The organism is Saccharopolyspora tripterygii, assembly GCF_054778355.1.
Genome location: NZ_BAAGZP010000007.1, coordinates 26,372 through 45,690, shown reverse-complemented (window position 1 = coordinate 45,690; position 19,319 = coordinate 26,372). Strand labels below are relative to the sequence as shown.

At 66.1% G+C, this 19,319-nt stretch carries 24 protein-coding genes and 1 pseudogene; 14 read left to right on the top strand and 11 right to left on the bottom strand.

The features are described 5' to 3' along the window. Positions 1–2 precede the first annotated feature (2 nt). Positions 3–1,025, top strand: a complete 1,023-nt coding sequence (locus ACYVF3_RS04950; protein ID WP_363794772.1) for an NAD(P)/FAD-dependent oxidoreductase — start codon at positions 3–5, stop codon at positions 1,023–1,025. A 16-nt stretch (positions 1,026–1,041) separates the two neighbouring features. Continuing rightward, positions 1,042–1,362: a ferredoxin gene (gene fdxA / locus ACYVF3_RS04945; RefSeq protein WP_363794771.1), complete on the top strand. Its 321-nt coding sequence runs from the start codon at positions 1,042–1,044 to the stop codon at positions 1,360–1,362. Between the two features lie 73 nt (positions 1,363–1,435). Here fdxA and ACYVF3_RS04940 read toward each other — a convergent pair whose 3' ends face one another. Then, positions 1,436–1,930, bottom strand: a complete 495-nt coding sequence (locus ACYVF3_RS04940; protein ID WP_363794769.1) for a transposase — start codon at positions 1,928–1,930, stop codon at positions 1,436–1,438. Positions 1,931–2,480: 550 nt separating this feature from the next. Here ACYVF3_RS04940 and ACYVF3_RS04935 point away from each other — a divergent pair. After that, the gene (locus tag ACYVF3_RS04935) at positions 2,481–2,702 is read left to right on the top strand and encodes a hypothetical protein (protein WP_363794767.1); all 222 of its coding nucleotides are present in this window, start codon (positions 2,481–2,483) and stop codon (positions 2,700–2,702) included. Here ACYVF3_RS04935 and ACYVF3_RS04930 read toward each other — a convergent pair. From ACYVF3_RS04930 to ACYVF3_RS04885, 10 genes and pseudogenes are all read right to left on the bottom strand, one after another. Then, on the bottom strand, positions 2,691–2,999 hold the full coding sequence (locus ACYVF3_RS04930) for a P-loop NTPase family protein (protein ID WP_461153020.1): 309 nt from the start codon (positions 2,997–2,999) through the stop codon (positions 2,691–2,693). The genes ACYVF3_RS04935 and ACYVF3_RS04930 overlap by 12 nt on opposite strands. 377 nt (positions 3,000–3,376) lie before the next feature. Further along, on the bottom strand, positions 3,377–4,600 hold the full coding sequence (locus tag ACYVF3_RS04925) for an NAD(P)/FAD-dependent oxidoreductase (RefSeq protein ID WP_363794765.1): 1,224 nt from the start codon (positions 4,598–4,600) through the stop codon (positions 3,377–3,379). A 3-nt stretch (positions 4,601–4,603) separates the two neighbouring features. Continuing rightward, positions 4,604–4,795: a ferredoxin gene (locus tag ACYVF3_RS04920; protein WP_075850121.1), complete on the bottom strand. Its 192-nt coding sequence runs from the start codon at positions 4,793–4,795 to the stop codon at positions 4,604–4,606. Between the two features lie 5 nt (positions 4,796–4,800). Next, positions 4,801–6,173 (bottom strand): annotated as a pseudogene (locus ACYVF3_RS04915) (fatty acid desaturase). Positions 6,174–6,583: 410 nt separating this feature from the next. Continuing rightward, on the bottom strand, positions 6,584–6,871 hold the full coding sequence (locus ACYVF3_RS04910; protein ID WP_363794763.1) for a recombinase family protein: 288 nt from the start codon (positions 6,869–6,871) through the stop codon (positions 6,584–6,586). Positions 6,872–6,881: 10 nt separating this feature from the next. Then, positions 6,882–7,400 carry a PaaI family thioesterase gene (locus ACYVF3_RS04905; RefSeq protein ID WP_363794761.1) on the bottom strand — a complete coding sequence of 173 codons (519 nt, stop codon included), beginning with the start codon at positions 7,398–7,400 and terminating at the stop codon, positions 6,882–6,884. Between the two features lie 57 nt (positions 7,401–7,457). Continuing rightward, on the bottom strand, positions 7,458–8,093 hold the full coding sequence (locus tag ACYVF3_RS04900) for a TetR family transcriptional regulator (protein WP_461153019.1): 636 nt from the start codon (positions 8,091–8,093) through the stop codon (positions 7,458–7,460). A 21-nt stretch (positions 8,094–8,114) separates the two neighbouring features. Then, positions 8,115–8,960 (bottom strand): helix-turn-helix transcriptional regulator, encoded by an 846-nt coding sequence (locus ACYVF3_RS04895; RefSeq protein ID WP_363794757.1) that lies wholly within the window; start codon positions 8,958–8,960, stop codon positions 8,115–8,117. Positions 8,961–9,047: 87 nt separating this feature from the next. After that, positions 9,048–9,932: a phosphotransferase family protein gene (locus ACYVF3_RS04890; RefSeq protein ID WP_363794886.1), complete on the bottom strand. Its 885-nt coding sequence runs from the start codon at positions 9,930–9,932 to the stop codon at positions 9,048–9,050. Positions 9,933–9,948: 16 nt separating this feature from the next. Continuing rightward, positions 9,949–11,265, bottom strand: coding sequence for a helix-turn-helix domain-containing protein (locus tag ACYVF3_RS04885; protein ID WP_363794884.1), 1,317 nt, complete (start codon positions 11,263–11,265; stop codon positions 9,949–9,951). A gap of 753 nt (positions 11,266–12,018) precedes the next feature. On the opposite strand from ACYVF3_RS04885, the gene queC reads away from it, so the two are divergent. The 11 genes from queC (at position 12,019) to ACYVF3_RS04830 (ending at position 19,185) form a co-directional block, all read left to right on the top strand. Then, the gene (queC, locus tag ACYVF3_RS04880) at positions 12,019–12,786 is read left to right on the top strand and encodes a 7-cyano-7-deazaguanine synthase QueC (RefSeq protein WP_363794755.1); all 768 of its coding nucleotides are present in this window, start codon (positions 12,019–12,021) and stop codon (positions 12,784–12,786) included. A gap of 200 nt (positions 12,787–12,986) precedes the next feature. Beyond that, a complete protein-coding gene (locus tag ACYVF3_RS04875) occupies positions 12,987–13,766 on the top strand; it encodes a reverse transcriptase domain-containing protein (protein WP_363794753.1) in 780 nt (259 codons plus the stop codon). A gap of 4 nt (positions 13,767–13,770) precedes the next feature. Then, on the top strand, positions 13,771–14,319 hold the full coding sequence (locus tag ACYVF3_RS04870) for a formylglycine-generating enzyme family protein (protein ID WP_363794751.1): 549 nt from the start codon (positions 13,771–13,773) through the stop codon (positions 14,317–14,319). 83 nt (positions 14,320–14,402) lie between these two features. Further along, positions 14,403–14,771, top strand: coding sequence for a YaaA family protein (locus ACYVF3_RS04865; RefSeq protein WP_363794749.1), 369 nt, complete (start codon positions 14,403–14,405; stop codon positions 14,769–14,771). Then, complete coding sequence (locus ACYVF3_RS04860; RefSeq protein WP_363794747.1) at positions 14,768–15,781, top strand: glycosyltransferase family 2 protein; 1,014 nt, start codon at positions 14,768–14,770, stop codon at positions 15,779–15,781. The genes ACYVF3_RS04865 and ACYVF3_RS04860 overlap by 4 nt, the downstream gene beginning before the upstream one ends. Positions 15,782–15,972: 191 nt before the next feature. Next, on the top strand, positions 15,973–16,758 hold the full coding sequence (locus ACYVF3_RS04855; RefSeq protein ID WP_363794745.1) for a radical SAM protein: 786 nt from the start codon (positions 15,973–15,975) through the stop codon (positions 16,756–16,758). Further along, positions 16,755–17,336, top strand: coding sequence for a phosphoribosyltransferase (locus tag ACYVF3_RS04850; RefSeq protein ID WP_363794743.1), 582 nt, complete (start codon positions 16,755–16,757; stop codon positions 17,334–17,336). The genes ACYVF3_RS04855 and ACYVF3_RS04850 overlap by 4 nt, the downstream gene beginning before the upstream one ends. Next, positions 17,329–18,453 carry a glycosyltransferase family 4 protein gene (locus tag ACYVF3_RS04845; RefSeq protein ID WP_461153018.1) on the top strand — a complete coding sequence of 375 codons (1,125 nt, stop codon included), beginning with the start codon at positions 17,329–17,331 and terminating at the stop codon, positions 18,451–18,453. The genes ACYVF3_RS04850 and ACYVF3_RS04845 overlap by 8 nt, the downstream gene beginning before the upstream one ends. Continuing rightward, the gene (locus ACYVF3_RS04840; RefSeq protein WP_363794739.1) at positions 18,453–18,632 is read left to right on the top strand and encodes a hypothetical protein; all 180 of its coding nucleotides are present in this window, start codon (positions 18,453–18,455) and stop codon (positions 18,630–18,632) included. The genes ACYVF3_RS04845 and ACYVF3_RS04840 overlap by 1 nt, the downstream gene beginning before the upstream one ends. Next, positions 18,632–18,982: a hypothetical protein gene (locus tag ACYVF3_RS04835; protein ID WP_363794737.1), complete on the top strand. Its 351-nt coding sequence runs from the start codon at positions 18,632–18,634 to the stop codon at positions 18,980–18,982. The genes ACYVF3_RS04840 and ACYVF3_RS04835 overlap by 1 nt, the downstream gene beginning before the upstream one ends. Then, on the top strand, positions 18,961–19,185 hold the full coding sequence (locus ACYVF3_RS04830) for a 5'-3' exonuclease H3TH domain-containing protein (protein WP_363794736.1): 225 nt from the start codon (positions 18,961–18,963) through the stop codon (positions 19,183–19,185). The genes ACYVF3_RS04835 and ACYVF3_RS04830 overlap by 22 nt, the downstream gene beginning before the upstream one ends. Positions 19,186–19,319 lie beyond the last annotated feature (134 nt).

Here is a 19,319-nt window from a genome sequence, read left to right as displayed (position 1 = left end):
CAATGAGCGACACCCCTACCCGCGTTGATGTGCTGTTGATCGGCGCCGGTCCAGTCGGGCTCTACGGAGCCTACTACGCTGGTTTCCGCGGCCTGCGCGTCGCGGTAATGGACTCCCTGCCCCATCCGGGCGGCCAGGTTGGAGCCCTGTACCCGGAAAAGAACCTGTACGATATCGCCGGGTTACCCTGCGTCAAAGGCCAGGAATTGGTGGACAACCTGGTCGCGCAGGCCGCCCCCTTCGCACCGACCTATTTGCTTGGACAACAAGCCCAGCGGCTGGAGCGCACCGGTGAGACGGTGATCGTGGTCAGCAACACCGGAGCGACCGTGGAGGCCGGTGCGGTGATCATTACAGCCGGCGTGGGGGCGGCGACGCCACGCCCCCTGCCCTGCGGCGAGGAGTACCTCGGGCGTGGGCTGCACTACTTCGTAAGTGACTTGGACCTGTTCACGGGCCGCGATGTCGTCATCGTCGGCGGCGGGGACTCTGCGGTGGACTGGGCTTTGGCCGCCGTGCAGCGCGCCCACAGCGTCCACCTTGTCCACCGTCGGCAACGGTTCCGCGCCCACGAGCACTCCATGGACCAACTGCGGGCCTCAGCGTGCACACTGCACCTCGACGCCCAGGTGCAGGCGCTGCACGGCAACGGCCACATCGAGGCCGCCGAACTCACCGGCGCCGGCCCACCTTACCGGATCCCGGCTCAAGTGGTGGTGGCCGCGCTGGGCTTCAAGATCAACCTCGGGCCGATCGCCACTTGGGGGCTGGAACTGCACGAGCGGTCGATCGCCGTCGACTCCGCGATGCGCACTAGCCTGCCACGGGTATACGCCGCAGGAGACATCACCACCTACGACGGCAAGGTCAAACTCATCTCCGTGGGCTTCGGCGAAGTCGCCACCGCCGTCAACAACGCCGCCGCCGCGCTGCACCCCGAGGCTGGCCTGGCCCCCGAACATTCCTCACACGCCACGCCTCTGAGCAACCCCGAGCATCTACGGGAAAACCCTCACCACGCTTGAAAGGAACACCCGTCCCATGGCCTTCGTCATCGGTGAACCCTGTATCGACGTCAAAGACCGCTCCTGCATCGAAGAATGCCCCGTCGACTGCATCTACGAGGGCGAGCGCATGCTCTACATCCACCCCACCGAATGCATCGACTGCGCCGCCTGCGAACCCGTCTGCCCCGTTGAGGCCATCCGGCCCGCCCAACGCGTCGACGAACACTGGCAACCCTTCCAACAAGCCAGTCGGGACATCTTCGCCGACCTCGGCTCCCCTGGAGGCTCCCCCAACCTTGACCACACCCTGGCCGACCCCGACTTCGTCGCCACCTACGTCAAAGCCACGCCCTAATAGCGAACCCGCACCATTTAGGGAATTGTCAGGAGAACGGCTCTGGCGCTGATTTAGTGATCAAGCACGAGGATCACTGGTCGAGCAGGATCCTCTTGCGTAACAGGGCGAAGCTGGCTTTGCCGTAAGTCTGGCGCTTGAGGAACTTGATCTTGGTGTTGACGCCTTCGATGGGGCCGTTGCTGTAGGGCAGGGTGAGGCCGGCGATCGCGGCATCGTGGTCTTGGTTGAGGCCACGGAGGAACGGATCGAGCTCGGGCAGTCCGACCGCACGCACTCGTTCGATCCAGATGTCGAGATCGTGACCGCGGCGTTTGGCAATGAGCTGCGCGAACTCGCCGACTAACGAGGCAAGGGCAGTCATATCAGAGCACGCAGCCACAAGGTCAGCCAGGTGGGCGCGGCGCTGCTCGGGCAGATCGGCTGGCCTGCTCATGATCCACGAGGCCAGGCGCCGCGGGGACGGGATGATCCGGTCCCCTTGCTCTCGGCCCTGGTTGAGGTACTTGTGCAGCAGGTTCAGGCTGCCGGTGTAGCCAAGGGCTGTGATCTCGTCGAAAAGGCGCATCACCGATACGCCAGGCTCGGCCGTACGTCGTGCCGGAGGTGATCGCGGTAGGGGTCGACCAGGCTGGCTCGGTATTGCGATGGGCGGCGCAACCGGTCGGGCTCCGGGGCGCGGAGCGTTTCACCATATTCAGCGCAAGTCCGAGCCTGCGAGAACAGTCGAGCCGTCCGACACCGTGGTCCACCAGGTTGTGAACGGCCCGCCAGCGTTCGAGCGTGGTGTTCTCGCGGGTCAGAGCTTGCCGTTTCGGTCCTGCCGCCACCCAGCATCGACTGTGAGCGGCCACGGCCTTCTCCATCGCACATGCCAGGCCATGCCAAAGATGCCATCGGTCCGAGGCCTGAACCGCCTCCGGTAAGGCGCGGCGCACGTCCTCGGCGTAGGCAGTTGAGCCGTCCCCGAAAAGCGACGCGCTGCCGAGGTCGCGTTCCAGCGTTCAAAACCGAACCGGGCGTCACAGCAAAGACCACGCCAGTGCAACCACCACTGACAGCCGACCAGCTAGCGCGCGTACTCGATCTAATGCGCAAGAACATGTAAGGAGACTGCCGTGCAGCACTTCAAGAAACCCACATCAGCAAGCCATTGCACACCGGAAACGACGCTGCGATTCATCCTTAACCTGCTGATAGTCGTCGCGCTGCTCGCCGCTACATCCATCGCTCTCGATTCCTACGCGGAAGGCGCACCATCGGCTGGTCACCACGGCACAGAACCCCCGGTGTCGGCCAGTCAAATGATTCAACACCCTGAAACGGAATCAGGGCGCTGAGGAATCGACGCTCTCACTAAGCGCTCCACCCAGGATACGGCGCACGGTACCGTCCAGCGAGTATTCTCCAGGAATGATGTGCTCTTCGTCGAAGCCAAGTTGATCTGCCGCTCGATACCCCTCTTGCATCTCGTCATGGCTAAACTCGTTGGCCTGCGGTCGTGTCCTGTGTCGTCGTAGGGCCTCGCGCCACGAAACGTCAAAGTAGTAGAACGTCGTCCTGCCGACATGATCACGGCGTAGCCCATCGAGCATGTCGCAGTAGCGCGCCGCGTGCATGATGCCTTCGCTGACCAAATGCCACCCGCGATCAAGTGCAAACCGCACAGCCGTGGAGATCAGCTCGATGTTCCCACCACCTGGAACATCGCACTCCTTGAGTGCAGTCCTACGAAGTAGTCTCGCTCGACTTTTCCGGCCGCGTTCAGACTCTTTGGTATGTTGACATGCACTTTTGCTTGGCGTACGTGTGTACGACATTGTAGGGGACGCATCATCGCTGGGCTTGCGTGGCCGTGCGAAGTTCACGGAGGAAGCGCGGTCTGACGTCGTTTTGTCAGGGTGACAAGACCATCCAGTTTCGCTGGTGACGGCAGCGGCGACCTGCACGATGCGCGTGTGCAGGCGTGCCTGGTTGTCCTGCGTTGCCGTCTGGGGCTGCCATCGGAGTCATGCTAGCCACGTGGGGTGGTGTCTTTCTGCTCGGCGAACGCGAGGGCTTCGGTCCAGTCTCCTCGGGCTGCGATGCGGCGGCGGAACTTCATGATGTCACCGGGGCGGTCGACCGTGAGTGCCCCGGCCAGCCGGTCACCGCGGCGGTAGAGGACGAGTAATCCCTCGCTGGCTGGCCTGGTCACGTGCACCTCGTCGGCGTGTGCTGTCCCAGTGAATTGGATGCGGTGTTCGTACCAGTCAGACCAGAAGTAGGGCACTGGCGCGTGGGCCACGGCGGCGGCTGGGTCGAGCGCGTTCCGGGCGGCAACGGCTCCTTGCTCGGCGGCGGTGGTCCAGTGCTCGAGCCGCATGAGGTCGTCGTCGAAGAGGGGATTGACCGCGTGTGCGACGTCACCGGCCGCGTACACCCCCTCGGCGCCGGTCCAAAGCGTGGCGTCGCACAGCAGACCGCCGTCGTGCTCGTGCAGCGGTAGGCTGCTGTCGCTCAGCCATGTCGTGGCGGGTGTAACCCCGATGCCGATCACGACCAGATCGGCCGGCAGCACGGTTGCGTCATCGAGCCGCACCCCGGTGACCTGTCCGTACTGCGACTCGAGGCCGCTGACCGTGCGGGCAAGCTTGAGGTGGGTGCCGTGTGCGCCATGCAGCCCCGCGCACACGGCACCCACCTCCAGGCCTAGCGAGCGGGACAGCGGCAGGTCAGAGGCTTCCACCACGGTGACAGGCAGATTGCGCTTGCGCGCCGCCGAGGCGACCTCGGACCCGATGAACCCGGCTCCCACGACCACGGTGCGGGCACCGGCATCCAGTGCGTTCCGGATCGCCACGGCGTCATCGAGCGTGCGCAACTGATGCACGCCGGCGATCCCGTCGGCTCCCGGCAGGGTGCGCGGTGTGGCGCCGGTGGCAATGACCAGCCCATCGTAGGGCACCGCGCGGCCTGGCAGGTGGACTTCCCGTGCCGCCGTATCCAACGCCTCTGCCGAAACACCGAGGCTCAGCTCGACCCCGAACTGCTCGCGCAGCTCGTCGGCACTGTGAAAGGACGGAGGCTCGCCATCGTGGCCGGCGGCGAGGAATGCCTTGGACAGCGGCGGCCGGTCGTAGGGCACGTGCTCCTCGGCACCGATCAGGGTGATCGAGCCGGTGAATCCGGCGCGGCGGGCGGACTGCACCGCGCGCAATCCCGCCAATGAGGCGCCGACGACGACGAGACGCTCCATGCCTCAGCCCTTCAGGGTGAGTGCCAGCACGGGGCAGGCGTCTACGGCGGCGGCGACTGTCTGGCGGTGTTCATCGGCCGGGTGCTCGTCCAAGACGACCATGGTGCCGTCGTCTTGGACCTCGAAGAACTCGTGCGCCATGGCCTCGCACATGCCCAGGCCCTCGCACTTGGCTCGATCGACGGTGATCTCCACGTGGCTCACTTTCCTTCTCCGGGCTCGAAATCGACCTTCTCGCGCACGCCGCAATCGGGACAGCACCAGTCGTCGGGCACGTCCGCCCAGGCGGTCCCGGCGGGAAATCCCTCGCGGGGGTCGCCGGCTGCTTCGTCGTAGGTGTAGTAGCAGCCGGGGCAGCGGTACTGGCTCATGCGGCCTCCTCGGACGCCGCGGGCACCGGGTACTGCGCCAAGACCTTTGCCCGTTTCCGTGGGGAAATGTTCGCCTGGCTCATGTCGCCACCGAAGTGTGCGAGCACCCGCGGGTCCATGATCCGCCGCCAGATCGCAGGTACGATGGCCAGCAGGATCATCCCGGCGTACCCGGTCGGCAGGACGGGGGATTCCTCGTAGTCGCGCAGGGTTTGGTACCGGCGGGTGGGGTTGGCGTGGTGGTCGCTGTGCCGCTGCAGGTGGTACAGCAGCACGTTGGTGGCGATGTTGTTGGAGTTCCAGCTGTGGCTGGGCATGACCCGCTCGTAGCGGCCGGTGCCATCAGGTCCGGTCCGCTGGCGCAGCATTCCGTAGTGCTCCATGTAGTTGACGACCTCGAGCAACGAAAAACCGACCACGGCTTGGATCAGCAGATAAGGCAGGATCCCGATGCCCAGCCAGGCCACCATGCCGGCCCACAGCACCGCCGACATCAGCCAAGCGTTGAGCACATCGTTGCCGAGGCGGAACGGGTGCTGGCCACGCCGCGCGTAGCGCCTCTTCTCCAGGTTCCAGGCGCTGGTCAGCGAGCCCCACACGGTGCGCGGCCAGAACTGGTAGAAGTTCTCGCCCACTCGGGCGCTGGCGGGATCTTCCGGCGTCGCCACGCGCACGTGGTGGCCGCGGTTGTGCTCGATGTAGAAATGCCCGTAGAAGCTCTGCGCGAGGGCGATCTTGGACAACCACCGCTCGTGGCTCTCCTTCTTATGCCCGAGCTCGTGGGCTGTGTTGATGCCGATGCCGCCGATGGTGCCCACCGTGATCGCCAAACCGACCTTGTCCACCACCGACAGATCGCCCCGGGTGATCAGCCACATCGCGGCGACGAACCCGGCGTACTGAATCGGCAAGTACAGGAAGGTGATCCACCGGTAGTACTTGTCGTTCTCTAGCGCCTCGATCACATCATCCGGCGGGTTCGAACGGTCGAGCCCAGCCAACAGGTCCACCGCGGGAACCAGCACCAAGATCACCACGGGGCCAATCCAGAACCACACTCCCTGCCCAGTGGCCGCATACGCCCCCATCGCTACGAAAGCCAGGGACGGCATCACCAGCCCCATCAGCCACAGGTAGCGCTTCTTGTCCTTCCACCGCTGGGTCGATCCCGCCGGGACCGTCCCGCTGACGTTCGCTGCCACGGTAGCCACTGCAGGCCTCCTCACCTCGAGATCGGTTGACAGAACCGTAGATCTGTAAACCGAATTTGACAATAGCGAGATTTTGTAAAACACAGCGTGCGCGAACGTGCGACGAGCATGAAGGCGCCAACAGCGTGGCGGTTTCCTACTGGTCAGAGGGTCTAACTTCCACTTCTTGACCAGCATCGACAACAGCGTGCGCTGCGAACCCGGCGTACTCAGGCCGTCCTTGCCAGTGGACCGTGGACGTTGCATCAGTTTCGGCGGCGCCGACTACTCAGGCCCCCGAAGACGCAGACACCGCCGTCGTGTTGGCTTGCTCAGGCACAGGGTCGGCGACGTCGCTGGCCCGCTCTCTCCCCGTGTCGTCGGCCTGGGCGAAGTCGGTCGAGTAGCCGGGTAGGCAGTTCTCAGGTCGCTACGGCCGCCGTGTCGGCCGCGGACGCGGGCGCGGCCAGGCATTCGTGGATGTTGGCGATGATGAGGTCGCGTTGGAATTCGACGACGGCGGCCAGCATCCGGTAGACCATGCGGCCCTCAGGAGTGGTGGTGGCGATGCGGTGCTCCAGGAACCGGAACTCGATCCCGCGCTGGCGGAAGTCGTCCAGAGGGACACGAGGTGGGCGGTGAAGCTGCCGACCCGGCGGGTGGCCACGAGCACGTCGCTGACACGTAGGACCTTGGTCACGACGTCCCATCGCGGGCGGGCTATTGCGGTGGTTGGTCTGCGCTGGTGGCGCGGGCGAAGTGTTCGGGGTCGACGTGGAGAAAGACGCCGTCGCCGGCGAAGGTCAACTGGCCGTGGGGGGCGTGACCTTCGGCGCGAAGGAAGAGTTTGCGTCCGTCTCGGCGCACCAGCCATGCGGACAGCTCATAAGGCGCGTTGAGCCTGGTGGGTGCATGGTAGTTCACGGCGAGGTGGCGGGTGACGGCGAGGACGCCGATGAGGGTGAGGACATGGCCGCAGAGATCGTCGAGGACGGTGGCCACCGCTCCGCCGTGGACAAGTCCGGGGGCGCCGACGTGCCGCTGGTCGAAGACGTGTCGGCTGTGGACGCGGGCACCGTCGCGGTGCACCTGAAGCTGGTGACCGTGGGCGTTGTCCGGCCCGCAGCCGAGGCAGTCGGCGCTGTGGGCCGGCAGCACGCCGTCGGCGGCCGCATGGTGAATCGCCGCAGTGGGCGGGGTGCGGGGCCAGCCGTGTGGTGTCGACTCGAAGGGGCGCACCGGTTCTCCTCTCGGATTCCATCCACAGGGGTTATATCCAGGGACCGCACCGGACGCTTAATGCGTGTGGTGGGGGTCTCCGAGAAAGCCGATGAGCACTCGGGAGACGTCGTCGGCGACCTGGTCGGCGGGGTGCAGCGGCAGCATCACGTGGCTCAGCGTCAGTCGGGCGGCGGATTCGGCGGCGACCGTCACATCGGCCTGGTTCAGGCCCGGCCACCGGCGGTGCAGCACCGCCACGATGCGGTCGCGGGCGGCTTGCACGATGGGGGCGCCTTCGGTGGTCAGCAACGGCAGGAAATCGTCGCTGCCGTCGGTGGTGAGTACCACCTTGAGCAATGGCTCGTCGGCGGCGGTCTCCAGGGTGTAGCGCACGGCCGCGGTCCAGGCGTGATGGGGTTCGTCGGCGCTGTCCAGGGCGTGTTCGATGCCGTCGAGGAACCGCTCGGTCAGCCGCATCAGAAGCGCTTGGGCCAGCCCGTGTTTGTGGGTGAATTCGTTGTACAGCGTCTGGCGGCTCACTCCGACCTGACGGGCGACTTCCCGCATCTGCAGGCCCTGCCAGCCGCGGGCGACCACGAGTCGTGAGGCCGCGTCGAGGGCCTCGTCGCGGAGTTGGTTACGGGCGCGTGCACGGAACTGGCCAGCCACGCTCGCCATACTGGGCACATCTCTCCGGTAAGTCAATTCCATTGACACATGTTTGGCACGTGTCTAACGTCCTGTGTTGTCGGCCACTGCCCCGTCCATCAGTGGTCGGCCCTCGCAGCGGGTGACCGGCCCGCGTGCGGTGTTGCTGCGTTGTTCGGATCCATACCGGAGGTTGGCCGAGCGCGCGACCTCGGCGGACTGTTCGGTCAGCCGTAGCCCTTCGATGGGATCGCGCTCCCCGTAGAGCGCGAGATAGCTTGTGCGCAGCAGCGCATGCCCTTCGGCAGTCGGGCTATCGATCTCGCGGGCCGCAGCAGTCGCTTGCTCGAAGTACTGCCGAGCGGTCCGGTGATCCCGACGCTGGGAGGCATCCCACACCAGCTGGCCCATCAACGTTGCAGCCGTGGCCTCGGCCGCGAAGAGGTCGCGCTGCAAGGCGCCGTCTCCACCGTTGCGGGCAAGAAAGCCAATTTTGGCCGAGGGCCTGGCCGGTATCAGCCAACAGGGAGGTCGAGGGTATCCGGTCATACTGCTCGTCCAGGCCACGGACTTCCTGGAGTCGCCGCCGACCGCCAGAGCGCGCTTGCCCGCGAGGTGGCCCGCTCCGCAAGCTCTCCACGGTGACCGGGTCAGTTCTGCTCGGGAAGCGGAGCGCACGCCCAACCCGCCCCCTGCTGGAAGGCAAATTCGGTTCGACTCTGGCGTGAGGAGGTCGATCAGCTCGGTGGGCGAAACGCCGAGCGCGCGGGCGAGCCGCGGTTGCTTGCGCGCGGGCGGGGTGATCTCTCCAGACTCCCACCGATAGATCGTCGACCGATCGGTTCCCAAGCCAACGGCAGCGGCAAGCTCCTCTTGGGTCATTCCCATCGCGCGGCGCTGCCGCGCAAGACGCAGCCGTTTGCCGGACATGCAACCCCCGATCGACCTGTGCAACTCCATGATCCTCGTCGAATTTTCGCAGGTCAAGGACATTCAGGCGGTTCGACTGTCCAAGGTTTAGAAAGCGGTCCAGGTCCACGGCCGCGAAATCTCGCCCCGTAGGCACGCGATGCGGTGCTGTGCTTCGCGTGCGGCCTGGGCGCTGTCGGCGGCTTTGCCGAGGACGAACACCACCCAGCGCAGCTCTTGGATATCGGCAAAGACGCGGAATGCTGAGCTGGTCGTGACATCATGCCCGCCGTAGGCCGCGACGAAATCGCGGTAGTCGGTGCTGCTCAACCGGGCGAAGTCGACATGGTCGACCGCGATGGGGATCAGATCCCATTCGGGACGACCGCAAGAGACGTGTTCGAGGTCGAGCAGAACCGGTGTGCCGTTCTCAGGGACGGCGACGTTGCCTTGCCAGGCGTCTCCGTGTACGACACGGTCGGCCTGGTCGAGCTCCACCCTGCCCAGTTGTTGGCGCAGTTCCTGGAGACGCCGGACCAACCACTCTCGGTCTTCCCCGGGCAGGTGCTGGGCTGCGGCGACGCGCTCATCAACTCCAGCGAAGGGATCGAAGCGAGGTAGCTTCAGCTGCTTAGGCAGGCTGAGCGCGTGCAACGATCGCAAGACGGCGCCGAGCTCTGCCGTCGTGGCCGGGCGGTGCTCTGGTAGCTGTTCCCACCAGGTCACGGGTCGACTGCCCACCAGGGTCGGCTGCGGAACGCCGTCGAGCGCGCTGACCACCGCAAGGTCGGAGTCCGTGAGCCATCGAGCGATCTCGACCTGTCGTGCAGCGTTGTCGCCGGTGTGCTCCGGCCCGATCCGTGCAACGACACGACCGGGCAGCTGGTACATCACGTTGGAGCCATCGCGGATCAAGACCGCGTTCGTGGCATCGAGGCCAGCCCGTTGCGCCGCGGTGGCGAGTACGTCGTCTGCTGTCTCGCGAGGTGCCATCACCCTGCTGATGGTGTCAGGTCGACGGCCGCCCCAACGTGGCAATGTCGTGCCTCAGCTCGGCGACACCGCTCAGCTGCACGTGAGGAGCAGCACTCCGAGCAAGGCCGCGGAGTTCGGTCGTGAGCCGTTTCGACCGTAGTGCGGCCGTGTCGATCACGGCCTGACGGCCGATCGGCACAGCTTCCCGTGGATACCCGGTGGCCATCATCAAGGAGGCCAGCCGAACTCGGGAGAACGTCCGCGAACGCGGGTAGTCAGCGGCCTGTAACTCGACCGCAGCGGTGAGCCGACCGGCAGCCAGCTCCGGGTTCCCGCATGCTTGCGCGATGGGGATCAACGCCTTACCGGTGCTGCCCTGGTGTTCGGCGGCGTCGTAGTAGCACAGCCAGGGCGGGTCGGCGTCGGGATCGTGGTCGGCAAAGTGAGCGTCCGCGCGATCGACATCCGCTTGGGCTTCGGCATACCGTCCGGTTAGCGCCAACAGCCGGGCTCGGATCGTGGTCAGCATCGCCCGAGCCGTGGCGGTGAGCCGATCGGAACGTACCTGGGCGAACTCGATCAGTTCCAGGGCGTCGTCGAGGTTGCCCAGATACGCGGCCTTGCGCGTCATCTCCGCCAGCGTGTTCGCCCGCAGCGCCCAGGAACCCGACTCGTTGGCACACCAGAGCGCGAACTCGAAGCACCGATTGGCGGCGGAGTAGTTGGCGATGTCGAACGCGGAGAATGCAACGACGCTGGCGAGGTTGCCGACTGCTTCAGTGACGCAGCGGTGAACGTCCCTGGGAGCCTGAACCTCCAGCAGTTGTCCGGCCCAGCGCAGTTGCGCTGCTGCCGCCTCGCACGAGAGTCCGCCGCCGAACAAGTTCTCCGACATCGCTACCGCACGCGTGGTCGCCCGGACATGCTCAACCTCCGTCCAGCCGAGCCGTGTAGGTAGCGGGGTTTCGACGACGGTGCCGGCCAGGAAGTCGAGTGGGCTTCCACCGAGGTCGATACCGCCCGAGTAGTCGTGGGCACGCCTGGAAATCCTGAACTCGGTCAACGTCTGCGGAGGTCGAGAGGCGTCGCGTGGTCCCGTCGTCGCTGGCGCCAAACTGAGGCCAGCCTCGATCATGAGAAGGTTCGCTAGCTCATCAGGGCTCACGCTCAGCGCGCGTGCCAGCTTGGGCTGCACGTCGGGCCGCGGTGCCACCTTCCCGGACTCCCACCGATAGATCGTCGAGCGCTCAACACCGAGCGCGGCGGCGAGTTGTTCCTGGGTCATCCCCACTGCGTGGCGCTGACGCGCGAGCCGGTCTCGTTTACCTGGCACGTGACCACCCCTCGCCATCGACTGCATCCATTTAATCTCGCCAGCATATGCGCAGGTCACAGGTCTTCGCGCAGCAACCGTGCAGCATCTGTGCAGCGATTTTGCTCTGGTTCATCGTGCATCCCACCGGTTGACTACCAGCTGAGCACCCACCGAGGCGGACACCGACCGTTCGGCCAAGAGCGGTGCTCGGACCTGAATAAGGGGCTCGCTGCTTACGAGGAGACATTGTGACGCTCCCCCAGCGATTCGTGGGCGAATGCGCGCCACGATCCCGTTGCGTAGACCGTCGGCTCGCACCGCGTGCCATCCCGCATCGCCCGACTAGAGCGAGCGTGCCGCCCTCCGGGTATCGAGCGATCTGGAGGAACCGGTGCTGATGAGACGACTGCTGACGACCCGCCGTCGCTGGCTCGTTCGTAGCGACAAGGCGCATGTGCACGAACGAATCCCCTGCCGGGATGGGCGTGGACGACGCGCACACATCACCGTCCATGAGCTGCCATGCGGCGATGTACGGGTCGAGTTTCCAGCGCACGGTCGCGTCGTCGTGCAACCCCTCGACGTTGGGCGTTTGCGTCGGGCACTGCGGTCGGCCGCCACGTCGCGTGAACAGCCATGAGTGCTCCGCGAGGCCGCTTTAGCGCATAGGTCTTCCCGAGCTTCCGTACCGCCGCCGGCTTCGCAGCCGCAGCGCGCAGGCCGCGGTGGAGGTGAAGCGCGCCCCGACCTTCACCTCCACCGCGCACCACCGATCAAGGAATCCAGAGTATGAGCGCCAGCATCAACACTGCTTCCTCGCAGTCACACCAGATCGACACGTTTGCAGCTCCGGGAAAGCCCGGCATTGACCGCCATCCTCGCCATGCGGTCGTGATCGCCTCGGGCGGGCTCGATTCGACAGTGCTGGCCTATTGGCTCCATGCCCGCGGAACCGAGCTGAGCCTCGTGTCCTTCGACTACGGCCAGCGTCATCGAGTCGAACTGCGCTACGCGGCGGCAACTGCGTCGGCCCTGGCTACGCCTCACGAGGTGGTCGACCTCTCCGCGCTGGGTCGCGTGCTCCACGGATCGGCGTTGACCGACTCAGGCGTAGAGGTTCCGGACGGCCACTACACCGACGCGTCGATGCGGGCCACCGTAGTTCCCAACCGCAACGCCATCATGCTCGACATCGCGGTGGCTCTGGCGGTCGTCACGCAGGCCGATGCGGTCGCCTTCGGCGCTCACGCCGGCGATCACCCGATCTACCCAGACTGCCGGGAGCCCTTTGCCACGAGCTTCGCCCAAACGGCGAGCATCGCGAACGAAGGTCATCTCCCCAGTGACTTCCAGGTGGTCGCCCCGTTTCTGGCCAGTACCAAGACCGACATCGTGCGACTCGGCGCCACCCTCGGCGTTCCCTTCGAGCAGACGTGGTCGTGCTACCGCGGCGGCGCCCAACAGTGCGGCACGTGCGGAACCTGCACGGAGCGACGAGAAGCGTTCCACGACGCAGACGTGACCGATCCGACGACCTACGCCGTGGGGTGCGCATGATGACGATCGACGCTCAGCCAAGCCCTGCGGAAGGACCTGAGTGGGGCCGTCGTTCCCGTCCCGACACGCGTGTGCTGGGATGCGCGTTCGCCTCAGGGGATGGTGGGATCGTGCCCGCCACTCAGGCGAAGCCGACTCTAGCGCATTCGGAGATCGCAACACCAGCGACTGATCCTGCGACTCCCCAATCGCACTCGTTGATGCCGCTGTTGAGCGAGAAGCATCTTCGCCAGGCACTACGCCAGTGCGGGCGGCGGTCGTCCAGCGCCGGGGCCGACGGGATGACCTGGGCTGACCTTCGCAGGCAGGCACGAGAAGCACTTCCGGATCTCGCAGCGCAGCTCGCTGCAGGAACATGGCGCCCCGGCCCGCTTCGCGAACTGGTGATTCCCACCTATACCGGGAAATTCATGCCGACTGTGATCCCCACGGTGGTCGATGGACTCGTGCACCGAGCGGTGCGGAACGCGGTCGAGCCGATCCTGGAGACCCGGGCATTCGCCGGCTGGGTCTCCGGCTACCGGCCACGGCGGAACCGCAACACAGCACTGCGCCAAGCCGCGGAATTCCTCACCTGCGGACACCGATGCGTGGCCGACCTCGACACCGCCAAGGTCTCCGAGGGAGTCGCTGTCGATGAAGCGGTGGATTGGTTCGCCGAGTACGTCTACGACGGCACGTTCCTCCGTCTTCTCCGCACCATGCTCGCCGGGTTGCCTAGTCCCGTGGTGCCAGGGTCCGGTCTGGCACCACTCCTGATCAACCTCCGTCTATCGCAAGTAGATAGACGACTCACGGGGCTTCGGGTCGTGCGATTCGCCGACAACTACTGCGCATTCACCGAAACGGTGTCCGCCGCCGAGGAAACAGCCTGGTGCATCAGCGATGCCATGGCCGCAGTGCGTCTGGAACCGAACGCGGCCAAGAGCCGCATTCGGCGCGAGGCCAATGCCGAAGATCTCTTCTTGATCGATGGATAGCGCGATGAGTCTCGATTGGATCGAAATCCCGGGCGGCACCTGCTTGTTCGGAGACCAAGCACGCCCCGTCACGGTGCCCACGCTGCTGTGGACACGCACGCCGATCACCCAAGAACAGCTGGGCGACAACCCGCACCAGCAACGCCCAGTCACCGATATCGACCAGGCCACGGCTGCTCACATCGCGTCCCAGCTCGGAGGAAGGCTACCCCGATCGGTGGAGTGGGAGTGGATGGCCTCCGGCGCCAAGCGACGAGTGTGGCCATGGGGTGACGCCCGATGGGGTCCCGAAATGGCCAACCTCCAGGACTCAGGACATGGAGATACAACCGATGTGACCGCCCATCCCGACGGGGCAACACCCGACGGGCTGCTCGACGTGGCAGGCAACGTCTGGGAGTGGACCGCCAGCTCCACCATGGGCGACGGATTCGTGATCCGCGGTGGCTCCTACGCCTCGCCGCCCCTGTACGCGCAGTGCACGTTCCTCAACTCCGCCCCGGCCGAACTCCGTTCGCCCGGCATCGGGTTCAGGGTGGTCCGCGAACCATGACCCCACCCGTTCCCGTCGAACGCGGCTTGATCATCGCGGGCTGCTCACGGCGAAAGAAGCCGACAGAGAAACCCATACCCGCCTTGGATCTCTACGAGGGCGGGTGCATACCCGGACTCCGGGATCGCCTCGGAGACGACGCCCGATTTCGCCAGCGGATTCGGATCATCTCGGCGCTCTACGGCTTGCTCCACGCCGACTCGCCCGTCGTCCACTACGACCGCCGCCTGACCAACCTGGCCGACGCTGACGCCCTGCGTCAGCACGTAGCTCCGCATCTCAATGATCAGTTGGCTGCCGTGACCCACGTGTTGGCACTGGTCGAACCCCTTTACCTCTTCGCCCTGGGGCCCGTGGTGCACCGCCTCGACGCCATCCGCCTGTACTGGATCGCTGCCCCACGGGATTGGCATCGGGCCGCAGCTGTCCTCGACACCTGGGGGTGGACATGACCTCTTCGCTCAATAACACCTTGCTCCACCGCGGAAACGACCACACGAGTCACACCCGGGAGTTCGAGCGCGCCACAGGAGTCGCATGGCATCGCCCCGTTCCTGCCAATTGGGTCGGCGGTCGGCGCCTATCGGTGGTCCTTCCCGCACGCAACGTTGACTACTGCCTGCCGAAGGTCCTCGACGCGCTGCAGACGCAAACCTACGGTCGGCGCTTCGAGGTGATCGTCGTTGACGACGCCTCCACCGACACAACCGCGAAGGTCATCGCCACGCATCCGGCCGTGACCACAGGGCTACGGCTTCCCACCCGTTGCGGTGCGGCTACCGCCCGCAATCTGGGCACCTACCTTGCCCAAGGCGAAACCGTGGTCTACGTCGATGCCGACATGCTCCTGCCGGCCGGGACCGTGGCTGACCTTGGGGCGCGGGCCACCGACCACGCCGTTCTCACCGGGTTCCGCCACAACCTGCGGTACGGCGTTGCTCCGGACGCCAGCCCCGAGCTTGCCGCGGACCACCGGGTCACCTGGCGACCACTAGTGAACACCCCTTTGCTCTACAGCGGCATCACCCTGCGAGAACCGATCGACGGCCAGCCGCTAGAGCACACCCGCGACTTTCGCGATCTGGGGCACGGCCGGACGTATTACGACTGGGACCTGCCCCGCATGGTCGTCACTGCGCTGCTGGCCGTGCCCCGCACCGCAGTCCTGGACGTCGGCGGCTTCGACCCAGAGTTCGGGCGCATCGGCTGGGGCATGGAGGACACTCATCTTGGGGCCAGCCTCATCGCCGCCGGGCTCCTGGTGATTCCGCTGCGCCAAGCGGTCGGATTCCATCTCGATCCACCCGACGCCGCCGAGCAATGGCAGCACAAGCTCAGCACCTGGCACGCCACCTTGGCCCGCTATCGCGCCCTGCTTGCGGAGCCAGCCCGCGCTGGCCAGAGCGCTGCGTTCACCGCCTCGATGAACTCCCTGTTGCACTCCTGCGAGGTTTTGCGATGACAACGCTTCAGCACACCACGACCACCTTCACGATGCATCGAGTCTTCGCCACCGATGCGTGCGGTCACACCCGCTATGTCCATGACCCGTTGACGGGGCTGACACACCGCACCGAGGACTTGATCGCTCTCGGGCGAGCCCACCTGCCCAGCGATTCGGTGGCGAGCCTGCCCACTATCCACCCTGGCGAGTTGGACCGTGATGTTCCAGTCAGCGTGTGCTGGTCCCCGCTGGTTCGCTGCAACCTCGCCTGCCCCCACTGCCTGGACGACAAGACGGTCCGCGAACTCGCCCGAGCCGATCGTCTGCGGATCGCAGCCGTGCTCGGCGAGTCTGGCGTCTTGGCTGTGGACCTCTCCGGAGGCGAGCCGCTGCTGCTACGTGACCTCGGTGACCTCGCGGCCACGCTGACCAGCGCCGGGTGCGTGGTGAGCGTGACCACCAACGGCTGGCATCTGCAGCGGCGTGCTGAAGCACTTGCCGGGCAGGTCGACGCCGTCCGGGTCAGCCTGGACGGTTCCGAGGCAGATTCCCATGACCGCTGGCGCGGAGCGGACAGTTTTCACCGTGCTGTCGCCGGCGTCCGAGCCGCTGTCGCCTACGGCATCCCCACGCAGCTGCAAATGGTCCTGATGGCCTCCACTCGCGGCAGTGCGCAACGCATGGTCGACCTCGCTGCGAACCTGGGGGTCGAGGGGGTGACCTTCCTGCAGATGCTTCCGATCGGCGAGGGCACCACGCTGGCAGGAGCCGAACAACTCACCGATGAGGAAGCCGCCGTCACCGTCGCCGACCTCGACATCCCCGACACCGTCACTGTCCGGCTGCGGACCCGCGACGACGCAGGGGGCTTCACCGTCGTCCGAGCCGACGGGCGCGTGTGGCGCAACGATCCGACTGCCGACCGCATCACCACCCTGCGCGCCTTGACCAGCCCCTCCGACTTGGCGCTGACCGGGAGGGATGGTTCGGCATGAGCACGGCCACCTCGACCTCGCCAGATCGCATTTTCGAGCGCCACCGCCTGTGGCGGCTGCACAACTCCGTGATGATGCAGGCGTGCGACCTGCTGGCCACCGCCGCCGGTCAGTTCACCACCAGCGCCGGCTTGGACAAGGTCAGCGCGGTGATCGGTATTGCGCACGGCGGGACTATTCCTGCCCACCGCATCGCCGCGCGCCTGGACGTGCAAACGCACATCGTCCGCGCCAGCCACAACGCCACCGACGCGCCGTACAGCCCGGCAACCGGAACCGTGACCTGTGACCTCGACTCCTGGCAGCTCGATCGGCTCACAGGAACCGTGCTGGTGGTCGACGACATCTGCGGCACCGGCGCCACCTTCACCGCCGTCCTCGATGCCCTCCGGCCCTGGGCCGAGCCCAACACCCGGTTCCTCACCTGTGCCCTGTGCCGCAACCGCGGCGCATCGACTCCGCCCGACCTCTACTGCTGGGACGTCGCCGACTGGGTCGTATTCCCGTGGGAGGACGTTCCCGCAGGTCACTCGACCACGCCGCTCACATTTCCGAAACGGGTGATCACGCGTGGCTGAGGCACACGACCCACCTCCGTTGACCGTGGCGTTCCTGCTCGCGTCCTACACGCCCAACGCACCGGCAGGCATGGAACGCGCCACCGCGGCCTTGGCGCAGGGTCTGCGGCAGCTCGGCCACCGCGCGATCATCCTCACCGCCGCCGAGCAGCCGGAACTCGACCCCGACGTCATCCAGCTCAACGCCCTCGCGGCCTCGTTCCCCTGCGACGACGACACGCTGCGCCGAGCCATTCACGAGGCAGGCGACCGGCTGCACCGAGAGATCACCGCCACGTTCGATGCGCACGGCGTCGACATCGCGGTGTACGTGGACGCCCTGTGGGGCCTGGGACGGGTGGCTGTCCAGCATCGAGCGCGCTCGGTCCTCGCCACACACGTCATCGGGCACGACGAGGACCTAGCCGTCGCGTTAGCCAGCGTCGAGCACGTGATCGCCCCATCGAGCACGGTGCTCGACCAAGCCCGCGAGCGGGGCTATGACACCGATGGCTGGTGGGTGATCCCCAACGGCCTGCTGCACGAGCATCCATGCCCGGACGAGACTGCTCGGGAGACGCTGCGCAGGCGAGGCCCGATCCGAGTACTGGGCCGTCTCGGGGCAGAGAAAAACATCGCAGCTCTGGTCAATGAGGCGCGGTCGCTCGAACGTCCGGCCGAGGTTGTAGTCGCCGATGCCGGATTCGAGACCGCACCCGGCGCCCAAGGCGACGAGTGGTCCCGGTGCAAGCACGCCGCAGCGCACAGCCCCTGGGTATACCTGCGATCAGGCGGTATCAGCTGGGCGCAGGTGCCCGCCTGGCTTGCCGAGGCGGCCGTAGTGATCGTGCCCTCCCGGCGAGAGTCCTTCGGGCTCGTCGCACTGGAGGCCATGTCGGTGGGCACCCCCGTGGTCTGCTTCAACATCGACCACCTGCCCTCCCTGGTCGGTACAGGCCCCGAAGCGGGCGGCCTGGTCGTCCCGCGGGCAGGTGGTGAACACGCGCTGTGGAAGGCTGCCGAGGACCTGCTGGGTGATCCGGTACGCTACCGGCACCTGTCCAGGGCTGCGTACTACCGGACGAGGGACTTCCAGCCCACCACAGTCGCCGAGTTGTTTGTAAAGGCGGTGCGGTGATGCCTGCTCAAGTCCCATTGTTGCTGGTCGACGGCCACAACCTGCTCTGGAGAGCAGCCTTCGGGTTTCCCGCGGAGATCCGCTCGCGGGACAAAACCCGTGAGCTCACCGCCCCCTTCGGCTTCTTCGCCCTGCTACGGGTCGCGATCCGTGACGAGCTGTCGGCGGCCCCGAGGTGATGGTGGTCTTCGATGGTGAGCACGGCTCGGTCGAACGCCAGGACTCCGATGCCGACTACAAGGCAAACAGGGAGCTCGACGACGGTGCGCGCAAGGCCCTGGAAGCGATCCCGGTAGTCCAGCGTGGACTCGACCTCTACGGCATCCCGTGGATCGAGATCGAGACCGCCGAAGCCGACGACGTCATCGCCACCCTCATCAGACACACGCGTGACCGACCCGCGTGGATCTTTTCCACCGATCGCGACTACTACCAGCTGCTCGATGAGCAGGTCCGAGTGCTCAACACGGCGATGCACCCCGGCAAGAGGCACATCGCCCTGACGAGGTGGCCGCCCGCTACGGCGTAGGTCCAGCGCAATGGCCCTCCTTCTGCGCGCTGAAAGGCGATCCCGCCGACAACATTCCCGGCGTCCGCGGCATCGGCGCGGCCACCGCTGCCCGTCTTCTCGACGGAGGGCTCAGCCTTGATTACCTGCCGGCCTCCGGTCGGCTCACCGGCGCCAAGGGGAAGCTCGTCGCAGCAGTGGCAGCAGGTCTTGGCCTGGCGTGACCTCATCCGCATGCGCACCGACCTGCCGTTGCCGCTGGCACCCACCGGTGACGCCAGCGCTAAGTTGGCCAAGCCAGCCGAAGTGATCGAAAAGCTGGAGCTGTGGTGAGCGACTCAAACCCCACAACCAGGCC

Bases quoted from the DNA above. Each gene is read 5' to 3' on its own strand.
- ACYVF3_RS04950 (WP_363794772.1), top strand. From the start codon at position 3: ATGAGCGACACCCCTACCCGCGTTGATGTGCTGTTGATCGGCGCCGGT.
- fdxA (WP_363794771.1), top strand. From the start codon at position 1,042: ATGGCCTTCGTCATCGGTGAACCCTGTATCGACGTCAAAGACCGCTCC.
- ACYVF3_RS04940 (WP_363794769.1), bottom strand. From the start codon at position 1,930: ATGCGCCTTTTCGACGAGATCACAGCCCTTGGCTACACCGGCAGCCTG.
- ACYVF3_RS04925 (WP_363794765.1), bottom strand. From the start codon at position 4,600: ATGGAGCGTCTCGTCGTCGTCGGCGCCTCATTGGCGGGATTGCGCGCG.
- ACYVF3_RS04910 (WP_363794763.1), bottom strand. From the start codon at position 6,871: ATGGGACGTCGTGACCAAGGTCCTACGTGTCAGCGACGTGCTCGTGGC.
- ACYVF3_RS04900 (WP_461153019.1), bottom strand. From the start codon at position 8,093: ATGGAATTGACTTACCGGAGAGATGTGCCCAGTATGGCGAGCGTGGCT.
- ACYVF3_RS04895 (WP_363794757.1), bottom strand. From the start codon at position 8,960: ATGTCCGGCAAACGGCTGCGTCTTGCGCGGCAGCGCCGCGCGATGGGA.
- ACYVF3_RS04890 (WP_363794886.1), bottom strand. From the start codon at position 9,932: ATGGCACCTCGCGAGACAGCAGACGACGTACTCGCCACCGCGGCGCAA.
- ACYVF3_RS04885 (WP_363794884.1), bottom strand. From the start codon at position 11,265: ATGGCGAGGGGTGGTCACGTGCCAGGTAAACGAGACCGGCTCGCGCGT.
- queC (WP_363794755.1), top strand. From the start codon at position 12,019: ATGAGCGCCAGCATCAACACTGCTTCCTCGCAGTCACACCAGATCGAC.
- ACYVF3_RS04875 (WP_363794753.1), top strand. From the start codon at position 12,987: ATGCCGCTGTTGAGCGAGAAGCATCTTCGCCAGGCACTACGCCAGTGC.
- ACYVF3_RS04870 (WP_363794751.1), top strand. From the start codon at position 13,771: ATGAGTCTCGATTGGATCGAAATCCCGGGCGGCACCTGCTTGTTCGGA.
- ACYVF3_RS04860 (WP_363794747.1), top strand. From the start codon at position 14,768: ATGACCTCTTCGCTCAATAACACCTTGCTCCACCGCGGAAACGACCAC.
- ACYVF3_RS04850 (WP_363794743.1), top strand. From the start codon at position 16,755: ATGAGCACGGCCACCTCGACCTCGCCAGATCGCATTTTCGAGCGCCAC.
- ACYVF3_RS04840 (WP_363794739.1), top strand. From the start codon at position 18,453: ATGCCTGCTCAAGTCCCATTGTTGCTGGTCGACGGCCACAACCTGCTC.
- ACYVF3_RS04835 (WP_363794737.1), top strand. From the start codon at position 18,632: ATGGTGGTCTTCGATGGTGAGCACGGCTCGGTCGAACGCCAGGACTCC.